The following is a 14,981-nucleotide window of genomic DNA, read 5'->3' as shown; positions in this document are numbered from 1 at the left end:
GATGTGCGCGCGCCTCGGCCGGTCGCGGCCTAGTTGGACTCCAGCTCACCCAGGATCTTTCCGAAGAGCTCGAAGGGAAACCGCCCTTCATCTCCGGCTGGACTGGTAGCCGTAGCCGGCGGGTTCGGCAGGGCGAGCGCACGCGCTCACCACGAGTGTCGGCGCGAGAATGACAGTGAGCGCCAGCGAGCCCTCGAGCATTTGCCAACCAGGCTACCACTCGCTCATGAGGTACAGGTTCGCAGCGGCTTTCTTCGACTGCCGAGCGATCTGCCGGAGGCGGGCCACGGTGCCCTCCACGACATCGAGGGCTGGGCCCTGCCACTCTTTCTCCTCGAGAAGCTCAGCTGCAACACGCGGGCATTCTTCGCGAGGCAGCGCACAAAGCGCGTCAACGAGCTCGGCGGGAACGAGGTCCAAGCCTGCGGCCATGTCGCGAGGAGCAACGAGTGCGGGCTTCTCCATGTAAGTGATAAAATCCACCTCCGCCATGGTCAGGACTTTCTGGAGCCCAGCGAGCTCCAGCGATAGCAGCCCCTTGGTACACCAGTGCGGCTTCGACACCACAAAGGGGTGCGCGCGTTCTTCCAGGAAGGTGGCGTAGTCACCCTTGACGACGGTGACGCCGAAGCGCGCAGGCGGTCCGCCCCCCAACAGACGCCGCAGCCAAGCGAGGAACCCGGTCTCGGGTGGTGGTGGCGGCGGCGACTCTTCATCCGGCTCGACCGTCCATCGCTTCGCCGACACCAGCTCTCCTGTGAACGGATTCCGAACGAGCCGCTCGATCGGGACTTCCAGCGGGCGTGTCCACTCGGGGAACGCGGCATCGAGCTCCGCGTCGGCGGCAGCGAAGAACGTGGTGTAGACGGCCATCGCTACGTCGCCGCGGCGCGGTCGAGCGCTTCGAGCAGAGCGACCACCAGCTCGTCGACTTCAGGGATGTGCTCAGCCATCAGCTGCGTCAACTCCTCGACTTCGAACAGGCCGATCCTGAACAACTGCTGCGCCCACGCGGGTAGCGTTGACACCTTCAGCGTCGACGTTGGCACGGGTAGATCGGCGAAGGGCGAAGCATGCCGGACGGTAGCACCCGCGGAGTGGAGCTCCGCTGCGCGCATCTGCTCAGGATTCTTGCTCAAACGGCTCCCTCAGCGCGGCGTCGTGACTGACGACGGCGCGTGGTTCCGCGGCGGACCAACATGAAGATGCTCAGCGGGATCACTTGCTCGCCTTGCGGCGCTTTTCGATGACGAGCAGTAGCCCCTCGAACGTATCGCGAAACGCACCGACCTTATCGGCCCCGGCCAGCCCGGCCGTCCGCATCTTGAGTTGATCCAACACCGCCAGAACGCCCGTGCACCCGCTACTGAGCTTGCCTCGGAGATCCACCGTGGCGCCTAGATAGACGTGCGCTGCAGCGTCGAGCTTGCCGGCCTCGAGCACGGCTTCTGCCGTGGCGCGGGTTTCTTCCAGCGTTTGGCGGGTGATGTCGACGTCCGCGCCCGCGCAGCCTTCGAACGTGCTCACCGGAAGGTCCGGCACGTGACGTTCGATTTCGCTCGTGCGCTCCACACGATACTCGCTGGTCTTTGCGGCAAACTTCGCGGGGCTCAGTACCTGGCGCCGCTTGAGCATCGGCGCCAGGTACTCGCTCGACATGCCGAAGTTCAAGTTTTGTCCGCCACGCAGGAGGAAGGTGGCGACGGCAATCACTTGGCCGTGCTCGTTGATGATCGGCCCCCCGGAAGAGCCAGGGGAAATCGGCGCGCTGATCTGGAACACCTGGCTGCCATCGTCCATCGTCCGACTGGCGCTCACCAGGCCGTCGCTGACTGTCGCCTCCAGCCCCAATGGATTGCCGATCACCACGACGCGTTCGCCCACCTCGACCTGATTCCGATCTCCCAGCGTGAGCGCGAGCAAGTCAGCCTTCTCGATGCGCAACACCACGAGATCGTGCTCTATGTCGAGGCCCCGCACGTCCAACACGCGGTGCTTGGTCTGGTCGGCCAGTGTGACGTAGATCTTTTCTTCACCCGCGACCACGTGCAGGTTTGTTGCAATCCAGCCCTTGCGCCAAATCGCAAACCCCGTGCCCATCGAGGAGCCGGCGTGTACGGCAACTATCGCGCGCCTGCTTCGCGCCGCGATCTGGGATGGGGTCAGGTTCTGCTTCGAAGCAGGGATCCAACCCCCACCGAATTCGTCCTTGGCCGGCTTGGGTTGTGCAGACGCAGCACCGACCGACTCCTGGTCGGCTCGCTTGATTTGAGCATCACACTCGTTCTGAAGTGAGGTGTCTCGTTCAGCCTCGTCACAGGTTCTCATGCATTGCCAAACGTTGTGACAGATCTCGCCGTACTTCTCGGACACCTCCGGCGATATGTGATTGTCCGCGTTGATGACGGAGCGTTGCGAACCACAGCTCCATGCAGCCAGCAACGTGAGCGTGAGCAAGGACCGAAGGTGGCGCGTTGGCACGACAGGATTGTGCCACAACCAACCCGAGGAGTGCACCGAGGCAGGCTGAGTGCCCACACTCTCAGCCCTCGCACCCAATCGCTGCGATCAACGATGGTGCCGGAGAGGATCGGCGCTACGGCGAGTCCGCACCTACGGATAATCGTAGCTCAAGGTCGTCTGCCGGAACGCCCAGACCACGCTTTGCCCAATGCCAAAAGCGATCTGCGCGGCGCGGGAGAGATGGTGGGCGAAGGCAGCCACTTGCAGCATCGCGTCCGCCTGCTCGGGCCAGACGCCGTGCCGCAGCTTGTCCTCCACCGCAGCTCGGTCACACGTGACACCCAGGCTCTGGGCGTAGCTGGTGAGCGTTTCTGCGGTGGTGGCAATGTCGTCGCCGACGAGACGCGCCAGTATCTCGTGGTGGCCGTATTGCACGAGGCTGGCGTGGTCGATCATCTGCAGCGATCCGTCTTCGAGATCTTCTCCGAATACGGAGAGATCCAGGCCGGTAGCGCGCATCAGTAGGGTATCCGGAGGGGGATTGGCCACGAACGGGAAGGTCTCGCGCAACGCCATTGCGGGTTCACGAGTCGGCATGCCGTGCCACAAGCGCAGCAGCTCCATCGGGTCGCTGTCGGGCACGGCGAAGACGTACAGGTCGGTTCGCGGTTGGTGCATGGGTGTCACGGACATTCCTTCAAGGCAGCGTCGATGGCTTGCACCACCGGGTGGTTCTCACCCTTTCCTTCGGCGATGGCCTTCGCGCGCCGGGCTCGCAGCGTGTCGCACTCGTCGCTCGTGGGAGGCAGCTGCGGTGCCGGTTCGGGGCACAGGGCGAGCATTGCCCTGAGCTCCATCATGCGGGGATGCTTCGGCCCGTAGTGCGTCTGCGCCTCCGCGTATTCCTTCCGCACGCCGAGGCAGGCGGCACGGAGCGAAGCTCCGCCATCGTCTCGTGCGCACGCTTTGTCGCGCGCCGCCCGCACCGCGACCAGGCGCGGATGACGTTCGCCCTTCCCACCAGCGACCAGCGCGACCTCTTCCAGCGTGAGCTCGCCACACGTCGTGCCTTCCGGGGTCGGCTCACGCATCACCGGCGGCTGCGGCGGAGGTACGGGCCGCTCCGGCTGCGGCGGAGCCGGCTCTCGTGCTGACGTTTGCGGCGCACACCCACTCGACACCGACACGAGCACGAGCAGCACCACTGAGCGCACGCCGAGACGCTACCACGCCTCCTCCACGCCCAGTTCCCTGAAGATGTCGGTCCGCCGCGGAACCACCTGGGAAACCTCGAAGGAGCGGAACCACCGGACGACATCGCAGTACGCCGTGCTCGTGTTACGATCGCCTTGATGGCTCGGCAGCGCTTGGGCTACGCCGCGCTGGGACTCGTGATTCCCGCGCTCGTCGCGGCTGCGTGCGGGCAAGTCGAGGAAAGCCCGCCACCCGGCACGACGGGCTGCACCTTGATGTGCGACAGATTCGAGAAGAAGTGTGGATACGACGCGGCCGAATGCCTTTCCAGATGTGACACGATCGTGTCGTTCGCGAAGGACCCCGCTGAATGCGGGAAAGCGTACGACGGGCTAATCGCCTGCAAGATCAACGAGAACCCAGCTTGGCCATCCTGCGACAGCATCGCCCCCGCGGATGCCGGCTTGGGACTGGAGGCAGGTGCAACCGATGAGTGCGGCAAGAAGTTCGACTTTGGCGGCGCTTGCCTCAACCGATGACGAGATCGGCGGTATTCACTCGTCTTCGGCGTCCCACTCTTCTTCCGGCAGGTCGAGCGCCTCCGCCAGGTGCTCGATGAGCGACTCCGGTTGATCCTCCCAGCGATTCCCGATGCGAAAGCCAGCCCGCGACCAGCTGTCGAGGAAGTCGTCGAAGCCCCAGGACTCCGTGTCGCCATCCCCCTGAACTTGCACCAGAACGTTCTTCCCCTTGACGTGGGCGATCGCCAACCACGCTGCATCGCCCCCGCCGTCCTTCGCAAAGGGCAGCAGGCTCGAGCCGAGATCCGCCTCGGCCGCGGCCAGACGGGCGCGCGCGGACTTCATCTCGTCCGGATGTAGCCAGATCATCCCGCCGTTGGCGCCCGCGACGTCAGCGTCCCACTCCTCCTCGAGCTCGGAGCGGAGCGCCCAACACCACGTCGTACCGGCCAGCGCGAGGGTAGCTTCTCGCACATCGGGTGGCAGGGCGATTCCGGCGTCTGCCTCCGCGCTGGCGAGGGCGTCGTGGTCGCAGCCCGCGCCCGCCGTGAACGGCGTGACCACCTCGAACAGGTCGCCTTGCTTCTGGATGTGTTCCGCCATCAAGCGCAGACGACGTTGAACCTCGGACCCGTCAATTGCCGCCATTGACGGAGCGTAGCCGAGTCCCCGAGCGACTACTACGGGATCAGACAGCACCGGGGGGAGCTGGGCGACACAAACGGGGACACGTTCAGGAATCGAGGTTCAGATTTCGAAGAGAGGAACGCCGGACGACAAGAACGGGTCCGCCAGCTCTTCGACGTGTCCGGCCAGCAGGCGCCAGACTCTGAACACGTTGCTGTTGTCGGTGCCGGTGCGGACGCCGGTATCTTCGTCGTCGTGGAGGTAGACGAGCCCGTAGGAGGCTGGCGCGTGCTGCGCCAGCCAGGACAGAACCGTCACGATCGTAGGCGGCTCGCACCGATGGTTCCTGGATGACGACATCAGCAAGATCCCTCGCGCGCTGTTCATGTGCGATCGAAATGTCCAAAGCAGATCGGGTGGCGCGTGCTGCGCGAGAAACTCCTCGAGTCGAGCGTAGAGCTCCTGGTCCGCACAGTTGACGTAGTCGTCGATCGCATCGACGTAGTCAGGCGCAACTCCGCGGTACGATTCGCGTGACGACAGGACCACCGCCCATCCTGAAGCAAAGAGCATTTCGGCCCGACGATCTGGCGAGAGAGGTGCGAATGCAAGGCGCCAGACAGTCAGGTACTTGGATTCATGGTGTCCGCCATCGCCCAGTACCATTCGAGCAACTCTTCAACGGAACGGGCGACGACTCGGGGACGGTCGAAGTCTTCCAGATCGTGCCAGCGGTACTCGGAATGCTCGATGTCCAGCACGAGGAAGTCGTCGCCGTTGTCGTGGTAGGAGATGATCCAGCTCCGAGGCGCGCTTACACCGAAGAACGACCTCCATTGTTCGGAGCTCGCGTGCTGCCATTCCGAGAGCGGCGAAACCCCAAAGTAGGATCGGCCCCAGTCGAGGTTGGCCCACAGATGGATTCCGTCGACTCGCAGGAGCAAAAGCGCAAGTCTGCTGGCAGGCTGGCTTCGTGGCGGCATTCCCAGGCGACGAGCGTCGATTCGTCAACACCATGTCCGTGAGGTGCCGGTAGCGGAAGACGCGGCGCTCGAAGGTCTGGTCGGGGTGATTGAACACGTCGCTGAGGATGGTGGTCTGACCAGACTCGATCTCGCGCGCAGCGTTGGCCCGAAGACCCGAACGGTGCTCCTGACGAACTCTCAGGTTGAAGCGACACCAGGGCCAGAACTCGTCAACGGTCATCGACAACCCAGCGTGCTGGCGGTTCGGGCGTGCGCAAAGATGGCCCCAGCTCGACTCTGGCGTCCTTTCGGGCAAGCGGGGGTCGGCGAGCCGTCCACCTCGTAGACACGCCGCCCGCCTTCGGACAACGCAAACCTGCGGCCGCGTTCGTAACGCGGGTGGATGCTGCGTGCCACGCAGATCGTGTGCGCGGGGTCGCAGATTCCGTGTAGAAGAAAGTTGGCGCGCCTGTGTCAGCGAAAGATGGTTGGGTCCGCCGGTTCGATCTGCCGCATCGTTGTCCGCCCTGTCGTCTTCCCACCGACAGACGGGACAATATCGTACCACCGCGGTCCGAGATTGAGCGCGCTCCACAGCAAGGACAAGCTGCCAAGGCTTCGGGCTCACCTGAGATTTCTGTTTCTGTGATGCCCAGCGTTTGCAGCCGAGCCCTCAGATGCGCGTTCGTCGCGCCGACATAGGTTTCGGAAGCCAGAGAAGGAGCACGGGATCAGCGCGGGTGCGCCGCGTCGTACGCGAGCGGGCCTCGACGAACTCCTGTCGCAGCGCGCCATCGAGGGTCGACCAACCGGCAGCTTCTGACCAGTTTTCCCCTCGGACATGATCCACAGCTGCTCGGGCGTGTTGCTCTGGAGAGCAGACCCAGTTCCACGCCCGCGATTTGGGCGATCGCTTCCTTCTCGAGTCACGACAGCCGTACTTCCGCGTCACGTGACATACCCCGCCGAAGATCGGATGAGTCCGCGCCGGTGCAAGCGGCTTGCCGAAAGGTTCAAGATGAAGCCGGTTCATGGAGCTCTGCGCCCCGAAGCGGTCCGCTGGACTCGCCGTCGCGGGCTGTTCGGCGCCGTGATGCATCGCAGGCCAACAACTCGACCGCGAACGAGAACTCTCGTGCTCAACGTGCCGTCGCCGACACCTTACTGCGGCGAGTCTTGGCCGACACGTTCCGCCTCACGAACGAAGCGACTGCCAGCGGCGCTCGCCTGGGGGAGCCGGCCATCCACGACACAGGCCGTGTCGTCGGTCATCGAATCGTCTTGGTTGCACACGTAGAGGGCCTTTCGACCAGCCGAAGCCGCGTAGGTCAGTCCCAGACACGTTGGTGACCGTGACGTCGTCCTCAGGCGCAGTTGAAATCGTAGGCGGCTCGCGGCTCAACGGTGCCTTTGAGCGCTAAAGCAGCCCGTCAGAATCATGGCGACGCATGGAATCACGACTTGTCGCCCACGGTGCCCTTCCGTACTTCCCGCTATCAACCCGGAACGTCCAGAGGAATGCTACCGCGACTTGCCGCCGCGAGGGGGCGCGCTCCCAAGGGACGTCACCGTGCCCGCAGCTGGCGCGCCATTGCCTTCATTTTCCGGGCAAGTCTCGCCGCGTGGTTCCGCGGCGGACCAACAGGTCACGTACCCGGCGAAGGGTTCGGTCGTACTGTTCCAGTCGCGGGCGATCTGCGAGGCGTATCCCAAGTTCAGAACTGGGTAGAAGATTGGCTGCTCGGGCAAGCGTGGCGGCCAAGCTCTGGCGCCAGACTCGAACACAAGGCGCAGTTCGTGGAGGCCAGTTGGTCGAAATAGGCACGTGGCTTGCGGTCTAACGGACTCGCGGTCTCGAGTGAACGCCAGAGACCAGGTCACCAGCAGCAAGACCGCACGGGCGCAGGCCTAGAGCGCGAGCAGTTCCCGCTCCGGTACTGGCGGAGGTTTTTCGTGGGCCGCGCTTCGACGCTGCCGTGGACCGGGTTCTCACCGAACGAGAACATGAAAATGCTCAGTGGCGCCAGGGGGTGTGCGTCACGGTGCTCACGGTTTTCACGGACGGGAGCGGCTGTCCGTAGCTGGCGGCGTAGAAGCGGCGAGCCGCGTTGCGAATGTCGGCGGCGGGGCGATCCGTGATGGCGAGGAAGAGCGCGGCCACGCGCTCTCGGCGAATGACGCGGCCGCCGAGGATTGCGGCGTCGTCTATCTTCAGCTCCCGCGCGATGCCCATGAACGCCGCGAGCACCGCGTAGCTGTAGGCGTTGCCCAAGCCGTGGCGCGCGAAGGCGTGGCGCGCCATCAGCGCGAGCTCGAGCTCCGGCGACGGCCCGCTGTCGATGATGCTGGCGAGGAAGGCGGACATCTCGTCGCGAGCGCGGGCGGCGCGGGAGCCGTAAGCGGCGTCCAGCGGATTTTCGAGGCCCAGGAGCTCCGACAGCAGCGGCGGCACCGGGATGAGCCCGCGGCGGTAGTCCAGCCGGTGCTGCACCTCGTGGCGCTCCACGCTGGCCACGTAGTGATTGCGCAAGCGCTCGAAGGCGGCGAGCTTGTCCTTCTCGAGCAGCTCGTCGTGCAGCGCGTTCCACTCGTGCAGCCCTGCGCGCGGGACGCGGAGCGAGAGCGCCTCGGCGTAGTCCGCTTCGGGGATCAGCCGCTCCGGCACGACGAGCACGTGACCGAGGCCCGCAAGGTCCTTCTTCCAGCCGACGATGAGCGCCCTACGCCGCGCGAGCAGCTCCGCCACTCGGCGCACGTTCGGGTCGCGGCCTTCCGGCACTCGATCGAAGTAGCTCCGCACCAGCTTGGCGCCCCGCTCACCGATGCTCTGCACCCACGGCTCCCCCTCGATCTCCGTCTCTTCGTCCGCAAGCCGCATGCGCTCCCCGGCCGGAAGGGCGGGCAGCACGTCGCGCACCAGATCGCTCTCGATCTGATCGAGCAGCACGATGGCCGCCGGCGTGCTGGGGCGCGTGTAGCCGTAGTAGCCCTGGTTCAGGTTGATGTCGTCCAGACGCCACAGGTGCACCACGCGCTCCGTGCCACCAGCACCCTGCACCTGTGAGTCTCGCTGTACGTAGAATCCCAGAAGCAGCGGCGTGACGCCCGCCGCGTTGCCCAGGAAGTCCGCGTCCACGAAGTACGGCTGCTTCGCCTTCTCCAAGGCGCGGTTCAGGTTCGCCGTGGCGGCTTCGAAGTCGTCCCGCGGCTTTCGATTCGCGAGGCCCCCGGCCTTGAGCGCGATGGCCGCGTTCAGCGTCGCATCCAAGCTGGGGGTCACGTCGCCCCCCAGGCCCTCGAGGGCGCGCTGCCGCGCCGCGTCCACCCCCGCGCGATCGTCCCGGGAGAGCGCCACGATCAGCTCCGGCACCGCTTTCGCGAACACACGTCCCGCGGGAGTCACGCGCGGATCGAAGGGCCGCGTGAGCCACCACGTGCCCAACCCGCCAACCACGGTCACGACCACCATCGCGAGCGCCCCCAGCGTGAGCCACGGCCCCCGCCGCGGGGCTCGCACCGCCTGCGCCGCCGCGGCTTGCTCCGCCGCCACCGCGCTCACGTCGTCGAAGTCCGACTGCAGCGCCACGCCCGCCACGGAAAGCCACGCCAAGCGCAGCTGGTGCACCGGGTCCTGCACGTTGGTCAGCATCCGCGCGCCATCCAGCGCGCGCCGCATGCGCCGCCGAGCAAGCAGGCGAAGCACGGGATCGAAACCGCGGAGGGCGAAAAACGCGTGATGCGCCTCCCCCTGCGCAATGCCGCGATTCAGCGCGTGGAGTGCCAGCCGTCGCACGCCGCGATTTGTACCACGCCGTGTGATACTTTCGCGGATCGCCATGCGCATCGATGCCTACATCCACCATCTCATCCGCCACGGCGCCAGCGCTCTGGAGCTCACCAGCGATCGCCCGGCCAAGTTCCAGTTCACCACCGGGGAGCGGCTGAGCAGCACCCGCGTGGATCACAAGGAGCTGTCGTTCATCCTCCAAGAGGTGGCATCCGCCGAAACACTACAGGCCCTCAAGCGAGACGGGAGCGCGAGCTTCACCCATGATTCCGACGGGGTACCGGTGCAGGTGGATGCCGAGCTCGAGCGTGCGGGCAGTCTGAAGCTCGTGATCCGTCTGAGCACCGTGGCGGCCGCGTCACCCCTGGCCACGCGGCGGCGGCCGGAGCTGGAACCGCCCATGCCTCACGTGCAACAGCAGCGCGGCAGCATCGCGCCGCCCAAGGTGGAAGCGCGGCCCGGGGAGCCGCCCATCAACGTGCTGCTGCGCGAGATGGTGCGCGTGGGTGCCAGCGACCTGCACCTCACCACCGGCAGCCCCGCCATGGTGCGCCTGAACGGTTCCATCGCCGTCCTCGAACGCCACCCGGCGCTGGACGCCGCAGCGCTGGAGAAGCTCCTGGACGCCATCATGCCCGAGCGCAACCGGCAGGAGCTGGCAGAAGAGTGGGACACGGACTTTGCCTACGCCATCGAGGGCGTCGCGCGCTTCCGCGCCAACTACTTTCGCGATCGCAACGGACCGGGAGCGGTGTTCCGCCAGATCCCCTTCGAGATCCTGAGCGCCGACAAGCTCGGCATCCCGCCCAAGGTGATGGACCTGTGCTGGCTCAGCAAGGGCTTGGTGCTGGTCACGGGCCCCACCGGCAGCGGCAAGAGCACCACGCTGGCGGCGCTCATCGATCACATCAACCAAAACCGAGCGGACCACATCATCACCATCGAAGATCCCATCGAGTTCGTGCACGAGAACAAGCGCTGCCTGGTGAACCAACGCGAGGTGGGCGTGCACACGCGCTCTTTCAAGAACGCGCTCCGGGCGGCCCTGCGCGAAGACCCGGACATCGTGCTGGTGGGCGAGATGCGGGACCTGGAAACCATTTCCATCGCGGTGGAAACGGCGGAAACGGGACACCTGGTGTTCGGCACGCTGCACACCACTAGCGCGACCAGCACCATCGATCGCATCATCGACCAGTTCCCACCGGATCAGCAGGAACAGATCCGCACCATGCTCAGCGAGTCCCTTCGCGGGGTGATCGCGCAGGTGCTGTGCAAGAAGAAGGGCGGCGGCCGCGTGGCGGCCTACGAAATCCTGGTGACCACCCAGGCCGTGTCCAACCTCATCCGTGAGGGAAAGACGTATCAGATCGCCAGCTTGCTCCAGACCGGACGCGCTCTGGGCATGCAAACCATGAACGACCACCTGCTGGAGCTGGTCCGCAGCGGCCAGGTGGAGCCGCAAGAGGCGTACATGAAATCCAACGACAAGCTGAGCTTCAAAGAAGCCCTTTCTCGCGCAGGAGTGGCCCTGCCAACCTGACGTAACGTGACTTCGGTCATCCAGGCCTCAAGGATCGGGCGCGAGGTTCGTTCCATCAGGCTGGAGGGCCCCTTGAGTCAGTTGAACAGCACGCCTCTCGCCCTGATGGCCGTCCGAATCGTGGAGACGTCGCTCTCCCCCACTGTCTCAGTTCGGGACTTGGGCAAGCTGGCGGAGAGCGACCCTGGCTTTGCAGTCCGCGTGCTTTCCCTCGTGAACAGCGCCGCTTGGGGCTCGCGGGTGCGTGTTTCGGACGTGGCCCAGGCGGCGAGCCTGCTCGGCATCCGGGGCCTTCGGAACATCGGTCTCAGCCTGGCACTGACGGACATGATCCCCGGAGGCACCGGCGCCGAAGCACTGCTCGTCAACTCCATCCGCCGCGCCGTGGCAGCGCGCATGGTGGCCGCCGCCTTCGGCGCCAACAACGTGGACGAGTACTTCACGGTGGGCTTGTTCTTGGAGGTGGGCCTCCTCGCCCGCGCCCGCGAAGACCTGCGCGCTGCCGCCGCCGTGGCCAGCTGGCCCGCGCTGCAGCGCTGCACCTACGAACGCTCCCTGGGGTTGCCGCCCCATCCCGAGCATGGCGCCCACATCGCCACCGAGTTCCGACTCTCGGACGAAGCCATCGCCGCCATCGAGCACCATCACGATCGCACGCCCCCCACGACCTTGCCGGGCAAGGTGGCGTGGTTGGCGGAACGCGTGGCCGGCGTGTTCGAAGCGGGGGACGTCCTGCGCAACCGCGAAGAAGCCATGGCGGCGGCCTCGGACTGCGGCCTACCAGCAGAGCGCATCACGCACATCTTGGAGGCGCTCCCGGACCAGGTGGCCGCGGCTGCGACGGCGCTGGCCCGAGACATTGGTCCGCAACCCGATCTCGAGTCTTTGACCACGGACGCGCGGCAGAATCTGGTCAAGCTCAACATGGAGTACGAGCGCGTCGTGCGTCGTCTGGAACAGGTGATTCAAGAGAAGGAAGACCTTGCGCGCAAGCTGGCGGACGCCAACGCCGAGCTCTCCAAGCTGGCCGGCACGGACTCCCTCACCGAGCTATCGAACCGGCGCGCCTTCGATGATGCCCTGCGCCGCGACATGGCCCGCGCCCAACGCTACGGCGAGCCCATCTCCGTGCTGTTGATGGACATCGATCACTTCAAGCGGATCAATGACACCTTTGGCCATCCGGGCGGCGACCGCGTGCTGCAGTACCTGGGGGCATTGCTCCGCAAGTGCTTGCGCGCCGGAGACGTCGCCGCGCGCTACGGCGGCGAGGAGTTCGCCCTGATCCTGCCGAAGACCACCCAAGCAGGCGCCCTCACGCTCGCCGAGCGCCTGAGACGCGGAATCGCGGCGATGGAGGTCCCCTTCGGTGACAGCGTGATCCATGCGACGGTCAGCCTGGGTGTGGCCGCGTGCGACGGCAGCTGCGAGGCGCAGGTCCTGGTGGAGCGCGCCGATCTCGCCCTCTACAGCGCCAAACAGCGGGGCCGCAATCGCGTGGTGGCCGCCGCCCCCAGCGAGCCTGCTCCCGCCCTCGCCGCTATTCCTTGAGCGCGCTCACCACGCGTTCGTGGCCGCCGTAGTCCTTGCGGCGCTCCACGCGCACGAGACCGTGCGCCGTCATCATCTCGCTGACGCGCTCCGCTTGGTCGTACTGCAGCTCCAGCGCGATCACGCCGCCCGGCACCAGACGCTCCGGCGCTTGCTCGAGGATGCGGCGCACCACGTCCAGCCCATCCGCTCCGCCGTCCAACGCCACGCGGGGCTCGAACTCGCGAATCCCCACGGAAAGCTCCGCCATGTCGGCGTGCGGGATGTACGGCGGGTTCGCCGTGATCAGCTCGAAGCGTTCGCCTTCGGCCAGCGGCGCGAACAAGTCCCCCGAAAGCCACCGCGCCGCGGCCCGCGCCGAGAGGCGTTCGGCGTTCTGCCGCGCCACCGCGATGGCCGCGGCCGAAACGTCCACCCCGGTCACGCGCCAGGTGGGGCGCTCCTTGGCGAAGGCGATCGCCACGCAGCCGGAGCCGGTACACAGATCCAACGCTCGCCCGTACATGTGCCGCCCCCGCGTGCGCTCCAGCGCCACCTCTACCAACGTCTCGGTGTCCGGTCGCGGGATCAAGACCGCCGGAGTCACCCGGATGGGCAAGCCGTAGAACTCTCGCTCACCGCGAATGTAGGCGATGGGCTCGCCGCTCCGGCGCCGCTTGATGAGCTCGCGATAGCTCGACAGCTCCTCCGGGGTCAGTGGCCGCGCCGCCTCCAAGATGAGCCGCACGCGATCGAGCCCCAAGGAGAGCCCGAGCAACAGCTCCGCGTCCAGCCGGGGCGACTCCATGCCGCGCCCGCGGAAGTCTTCCGTCGCCCACTTCAGCACGCGGGCAATGGTCCACGGATCGCTCACGCTCCGGCCTCGATCGCGACCAGCAACTCCCCGACGGTCTTGCCTCGTCGCGACAGGATTTCGAGCAGGCGCACGGCGGCGTAGATGGCGTCGTCGAAACCCAGATAGTGATCGCGGAAACAGAAATGCCCGCGGGCGTCTCCTGCGAACAGGGCATCGTGCTCGCGCATGTCCGCCGGCGTGGGACAGCGCCCGGTGGTCCAGGGCACCACGCCGTCAGCCTTCGAGAGCGAGCAGCGGGCGTCCACGATCACGGTCGCGCCCGGGTTTTCGCGCAGCACCTCGCTGGCGAACAGAGCGAGCAATCGCTCCCCGGCGACGATCGCGCCGTTCGCATCCACCACGCCCAGCGTGTCGCCGTCGCCGTCCCATGCGACCCCCACGCGCGCGTTCTGAGCGCGAACCGCACCCGCCAGCTGTGCCAGGTTCTCGGCCACCAGCGGGTCGGGATCGTGATTGGGGAAACTGCCGTCCATCCGGCAATTGAGCGCCGTGGGTGTGATCCCCAGACCCCGGAGCGCCCGCAGCGCAATCGGCCCCGCCGCGCCGTTGCCCGCGTCCACCACCACCTTCATGCCAGGATCCGCGAGCTCGAGCTTCTCCAAGCGATCCAGGTAGCCGTCTTCCACCATGATGGTCTCGAGGGACCCTTGGATACCGAGCGGAGGTGGCGCTCCGGCCACCCATGCTTCGAGCTTCTCGAGATCCTCTCCCACGAAGCGCCCCGAAGAGCGCGTGATCTTGAAGCCGTTGATCTCCTTCGGATCGTGCCCGCCGGTGATCATCACGCCGCCGTCCGCATCCAGGCTGCGAACGCCGAAGTACATCAAGGGCGTCGGCCCCACGCCCACGTCGATCACGTCCACGCCACCGTCCACCAGCCCGTGCACCAGGGCATCGAACAACCGCGGCCCCGAAGCGCGGCAATCCCGACCGACCACGATGCGTGGCGGCGCGCCCTCCGGACCACCGCGACGCAGCATGCGCCCGAGCCCGCGCCCGATCTTCTGCACCAGCTCGTCCTTCAGGTCGCGGTCGGCGACGCCGCGGATGTCGTACGGGCGAAAGACCATGCGCGCGGAAGCTACGTCACGTCGTGCGTCGGACCAACCGCCAGCGTCCGAAAATCGTCAGTTGACGGCGATCTCTCGCCGTTGTCCCGTCGCCTCCGTGACCCGGGTCGAGCCCCTCCCCCCGCCGGACGCGCAGTATCTCGACGACTTGGTGCGGGCGATCATGCCCTTTGGCCGCTACCAAGGGCGTCACCTCTACGAGATCCCCGAAGCGTACCTGGTGTGGATGAGCCGCGAGGGTTTTCCCCGCGGCAAGCTCGGCGATCAGCTCCGCACCATCCTCGAAATCAAGATGAACGGCCTTTCCTACTTGCTGGATCCGCTCATCGCGCGGGCCGAGGCCGAACGAGATTGAGGGTGGTTCCGCGCCGGACCGACAAGAAAGATCAGATTGTTGGTGCGGC

15 protein-coding genes are annotated in these 14,981 nt (G+C 66.2%); 4 read left to right on the top strand and 11 right to left on the bottom strand.

Annotated elements, in window-relative coordinates; translation table 11 throughout:
* Positions 1-213 precede the first annotated feature (213 nt).
* The 5 genes from H6717_24310 to H6717_24290 all read right to left on the bottom strand — a co-directional run bounded on the left by H6717_24310 (position 214) and on the right by H6717_24290 (position 3,677).
* Complete coding sequence (locus H6717_24310; protein MCB9580174.1) at positions 214-873, bottom strand: hypothetical protein; 660 nt, start codon at positions 871-873, stop codon at positions 214-216.
* Between the two features lie 2 nt (positions 874-875).
* A complete protein-coding gene (locus tag H6717_24305; GenBank protein ID MCB9580173.1) occupies positions 876-1,139 on the bottom strand; it encodes a hypothetical protein in 264 nt (87 codons plus the stop codon).
* Between the two features lie 79 nt (positions 1,140-1,218).
* A complete protein-coding gene (locus H6717_24300; protein MCB9580172.1) occupies positions 1,219-2,457 on the bottom strand; it encodes a serine protease in 1,239 nt (412 codons plus the stop codon).
* A 156-nt stretch (positions 2,458-2,613) separates the two neighbouring features.
* Positions 2,614-3,105: a hypothetical protein gene (locus H6717_24295; protein MCB9580171.1), complete on the bottom strand. Its 492-nt coding sequence runs from the start codon at positions 3,103-3,105 to the stop codon at positions 2,614-2,616.
* 41 nt (positions 3,106-3,146) lie between these two features.
* Complete coding sequence (locus H6717_24290; GenBank protein MCB9580170.1) at positions 3,147-3,677, bottom strand: hypothetical protein; 531 nt, start codon at positions 3,675-3,677, stop codon at positions 3,147-3,149.
* A gap of 138 nt (positions 3,678-3,815) precedes the next feature.
* Here H6717_24290 and H6717_24285 point away from each other — a divergent pair, with 138 nt between their 5' ends.
* Positions 3,816-4,196 carry a hypothetical protein gene (locus tag H6717_24285; GenBank protein MCB9580169.1) on the top strand — a complete coding sequence of 127 codons (381 nt, stop codon included), beginning with the start codon at positions 3,816-3,818 and terminating at the stop codon, positions 4,194-4,196.
* Between the two features lie 15 nt (positions 4,197-4,211).
* Here H6717_24285 and H6717_24280 read toward each other — a convergent pair whose 3' ends face one another.
* The 4 genes from H6717_24280 to H6717_24265 all read right to left on the bottom strand — a co-directional run bounded on the left by H6717_24280 (position 4,212) and on the right by H6717_24265 (position 9,563).
* Entirely contained in the window at positions 4,212-4,826 is a 615-nt protein-coding gene (locus H6717_24280; protein ID MCB9580168.1) for a hypothetical protein, read from the bottom strand.
* A gap of 99 nt (positions 4,827-4,925) precedes the next feature.
* Entirely contained in the window at positions 4,926-5,471 is a 546-nt protein-coding gene (locus H6717_24275; protein ID MCB9580167.1) for a hypothetical protein, read from the bottom strand.
* Positions 5,472-5,483: 12 nt separating this feature from the next.
* A complete protein-coding gene (locus H6717_24270; GenBank protein MCB9580166.1) occupies positions 5,484-6,338 on the bottom strand; it encodes a hypothetical protein in 855 nt (284 codons plus the stop codon).
* Between the two features lie 1,446 nt (positions 6,339-7,784).
* Positions 7,785-9,563, bottom strand: coding sequence for a hypothetical protein (locus tag H6717_24265; GenBank protein MCB9580165.1), 1,779 nt, complete (start codon positions 9,561-9,563; stop codon positions 7,785-7,787).
* Between the two features lie 394 nt (positions 9,564-9,957).
* Between H6717_24265 and H6717_24260 the strand changes: the two genes are divergently transcribed.
* The gene (locus H6717_24260) at positions 9,958-11,100 is read left to right on the top strand and encodes a type IV pilus twitching motility protein PilT (protein MCB9580164.1); all 1,143 of its coding nucleotides are present in this window, start codon (positions 9,958-9,960) and stop codon (positions 11,098-11,100) included.
* A gap of 72 nt (positions 11,101-11,172) precedes the next feature.
* Complete coding sequence (locus H6717_24255) at positions 11,173-12,651, top strand: diguanylate cyclase (protein MCB9580163.1); 1,479 nt, start codon at positions 11,173-11,175, stop codon at positions 12,649-12,651.
* Here the strand turns inward: H6717_24255 and prmC are convergent.
* Both prmC and H6717_24245 read right to left on the bottom strand, forming a co-directional pair.
* On the bottom strand, positions 12,641-13,504 hold the full coding sequence (gene prmC / locus H6717_24250; protein ID MCB9580162.1) for a peptide chain release factor N(5)-glutamine methyltransferase: 864 nt from the start codon (positions 13,502-13,504) through the stop codon (positions 12,641-12,643). The genes H6717_24255 and prmC overlap by 11 nt on opposite strands.
* Positions 13,501-14,577 (bottom strand): phosphomannomutase/phosphoglucomutase, encoded by a 1,077-nt coding sequence (locus H6717_24245; GenBank protein MCB9580161.1) that lies wholly within the window; start codon positions 14,575-14,577, stop codon positions 13,501-13,503. The genes prmC and H6717_24245 overlap by 4 nt, the downstream gene beginning before the upstream one ends.
* On the opposite strand from H6717_24245, the gene H6717_24240 reads away from it, so the two are divergent.
* A complete protein-coding gene (locus H6717_24240) occupies positions 14,576-14,932 on the top strand; it encodes a DUF3820 family protein (GenBank protein ID MCB9580160.1) in 357 nt (118 codons plus the stop codon). The two genes, H6717_24245 and H6717_24240, sit on opposite strands and share 2 nt — an antisense overlap.
* Positions 14,933-14,981: the final 49 nt, after the last annotated feature.

The sequence above is a fragment of the Polyangiaceae bacterium genome (genome assembly GCA_020633235.1).
Lineage (GTDB): Bacteria > Myxococcota_A > Polyangia > Polyangiales > Polyangiaceae > JACKEA01.
Note: the sequence above shows the minus strand (reverse complement) of the source record. Positions and strands in the feature narration are given on the sequence as shown.

What these genes read in the sequence shown, in the direction of transcription:
- H6717_24280 (MCB9580168.1), bottom strand. Translation starts at nt 4,826, where the DNA reads ATGGCGGCAATTGACGGGTCCGAGGTTCAACGTCGTCTGCGCTTGATG.
- H6717_24285 (MCB9580169.1), top strand. Translation starts at nt 3,816, where the DNA reads ATGGCTCGGCAGCGCTTGGGCTACGCCGCGCTGGGACTCGTGATTCCC.
- H6717_24310 (MCB9580174.1), bottom strand. Translation starts at nt 873, where the DNA reads ATGGCCGTCTACACCACGTTCTTCGCTGCCGCCGACGCGGAGCTCGAT.
- H6717_24240 (MCB9580160.1), top strand. Translation starts at nt 14,576, where the DNA reads ATGCGCGCGGAAGCTACGTCACGTCGTGCGTCGGACCAACCGCCAGCG.
- H6717_24275 (MCB9580167.1), bottom strand. Translation starts at nt 5,471, where the DNA reads ATGGTACTGGGCGATGGCGGACACCATGAATCCAAGTACCTGACTGTC.
- H6717_24245 (MCB9580161.1), bottom strand. Translation starts at nt 14,577, where the DNA reads ATGGTCTTTCGCCCGTACGACATCCGCGGCGTCGCCGACCGCGACCTG.
- H6717_24260 (MCB9580164.1), top strand. Translation starts at nt 9,958, where the DNA reads ATGCCTCACGTGCAACAGCAGCGCGGCAGCATCGCGCCGCCCAAGGTG.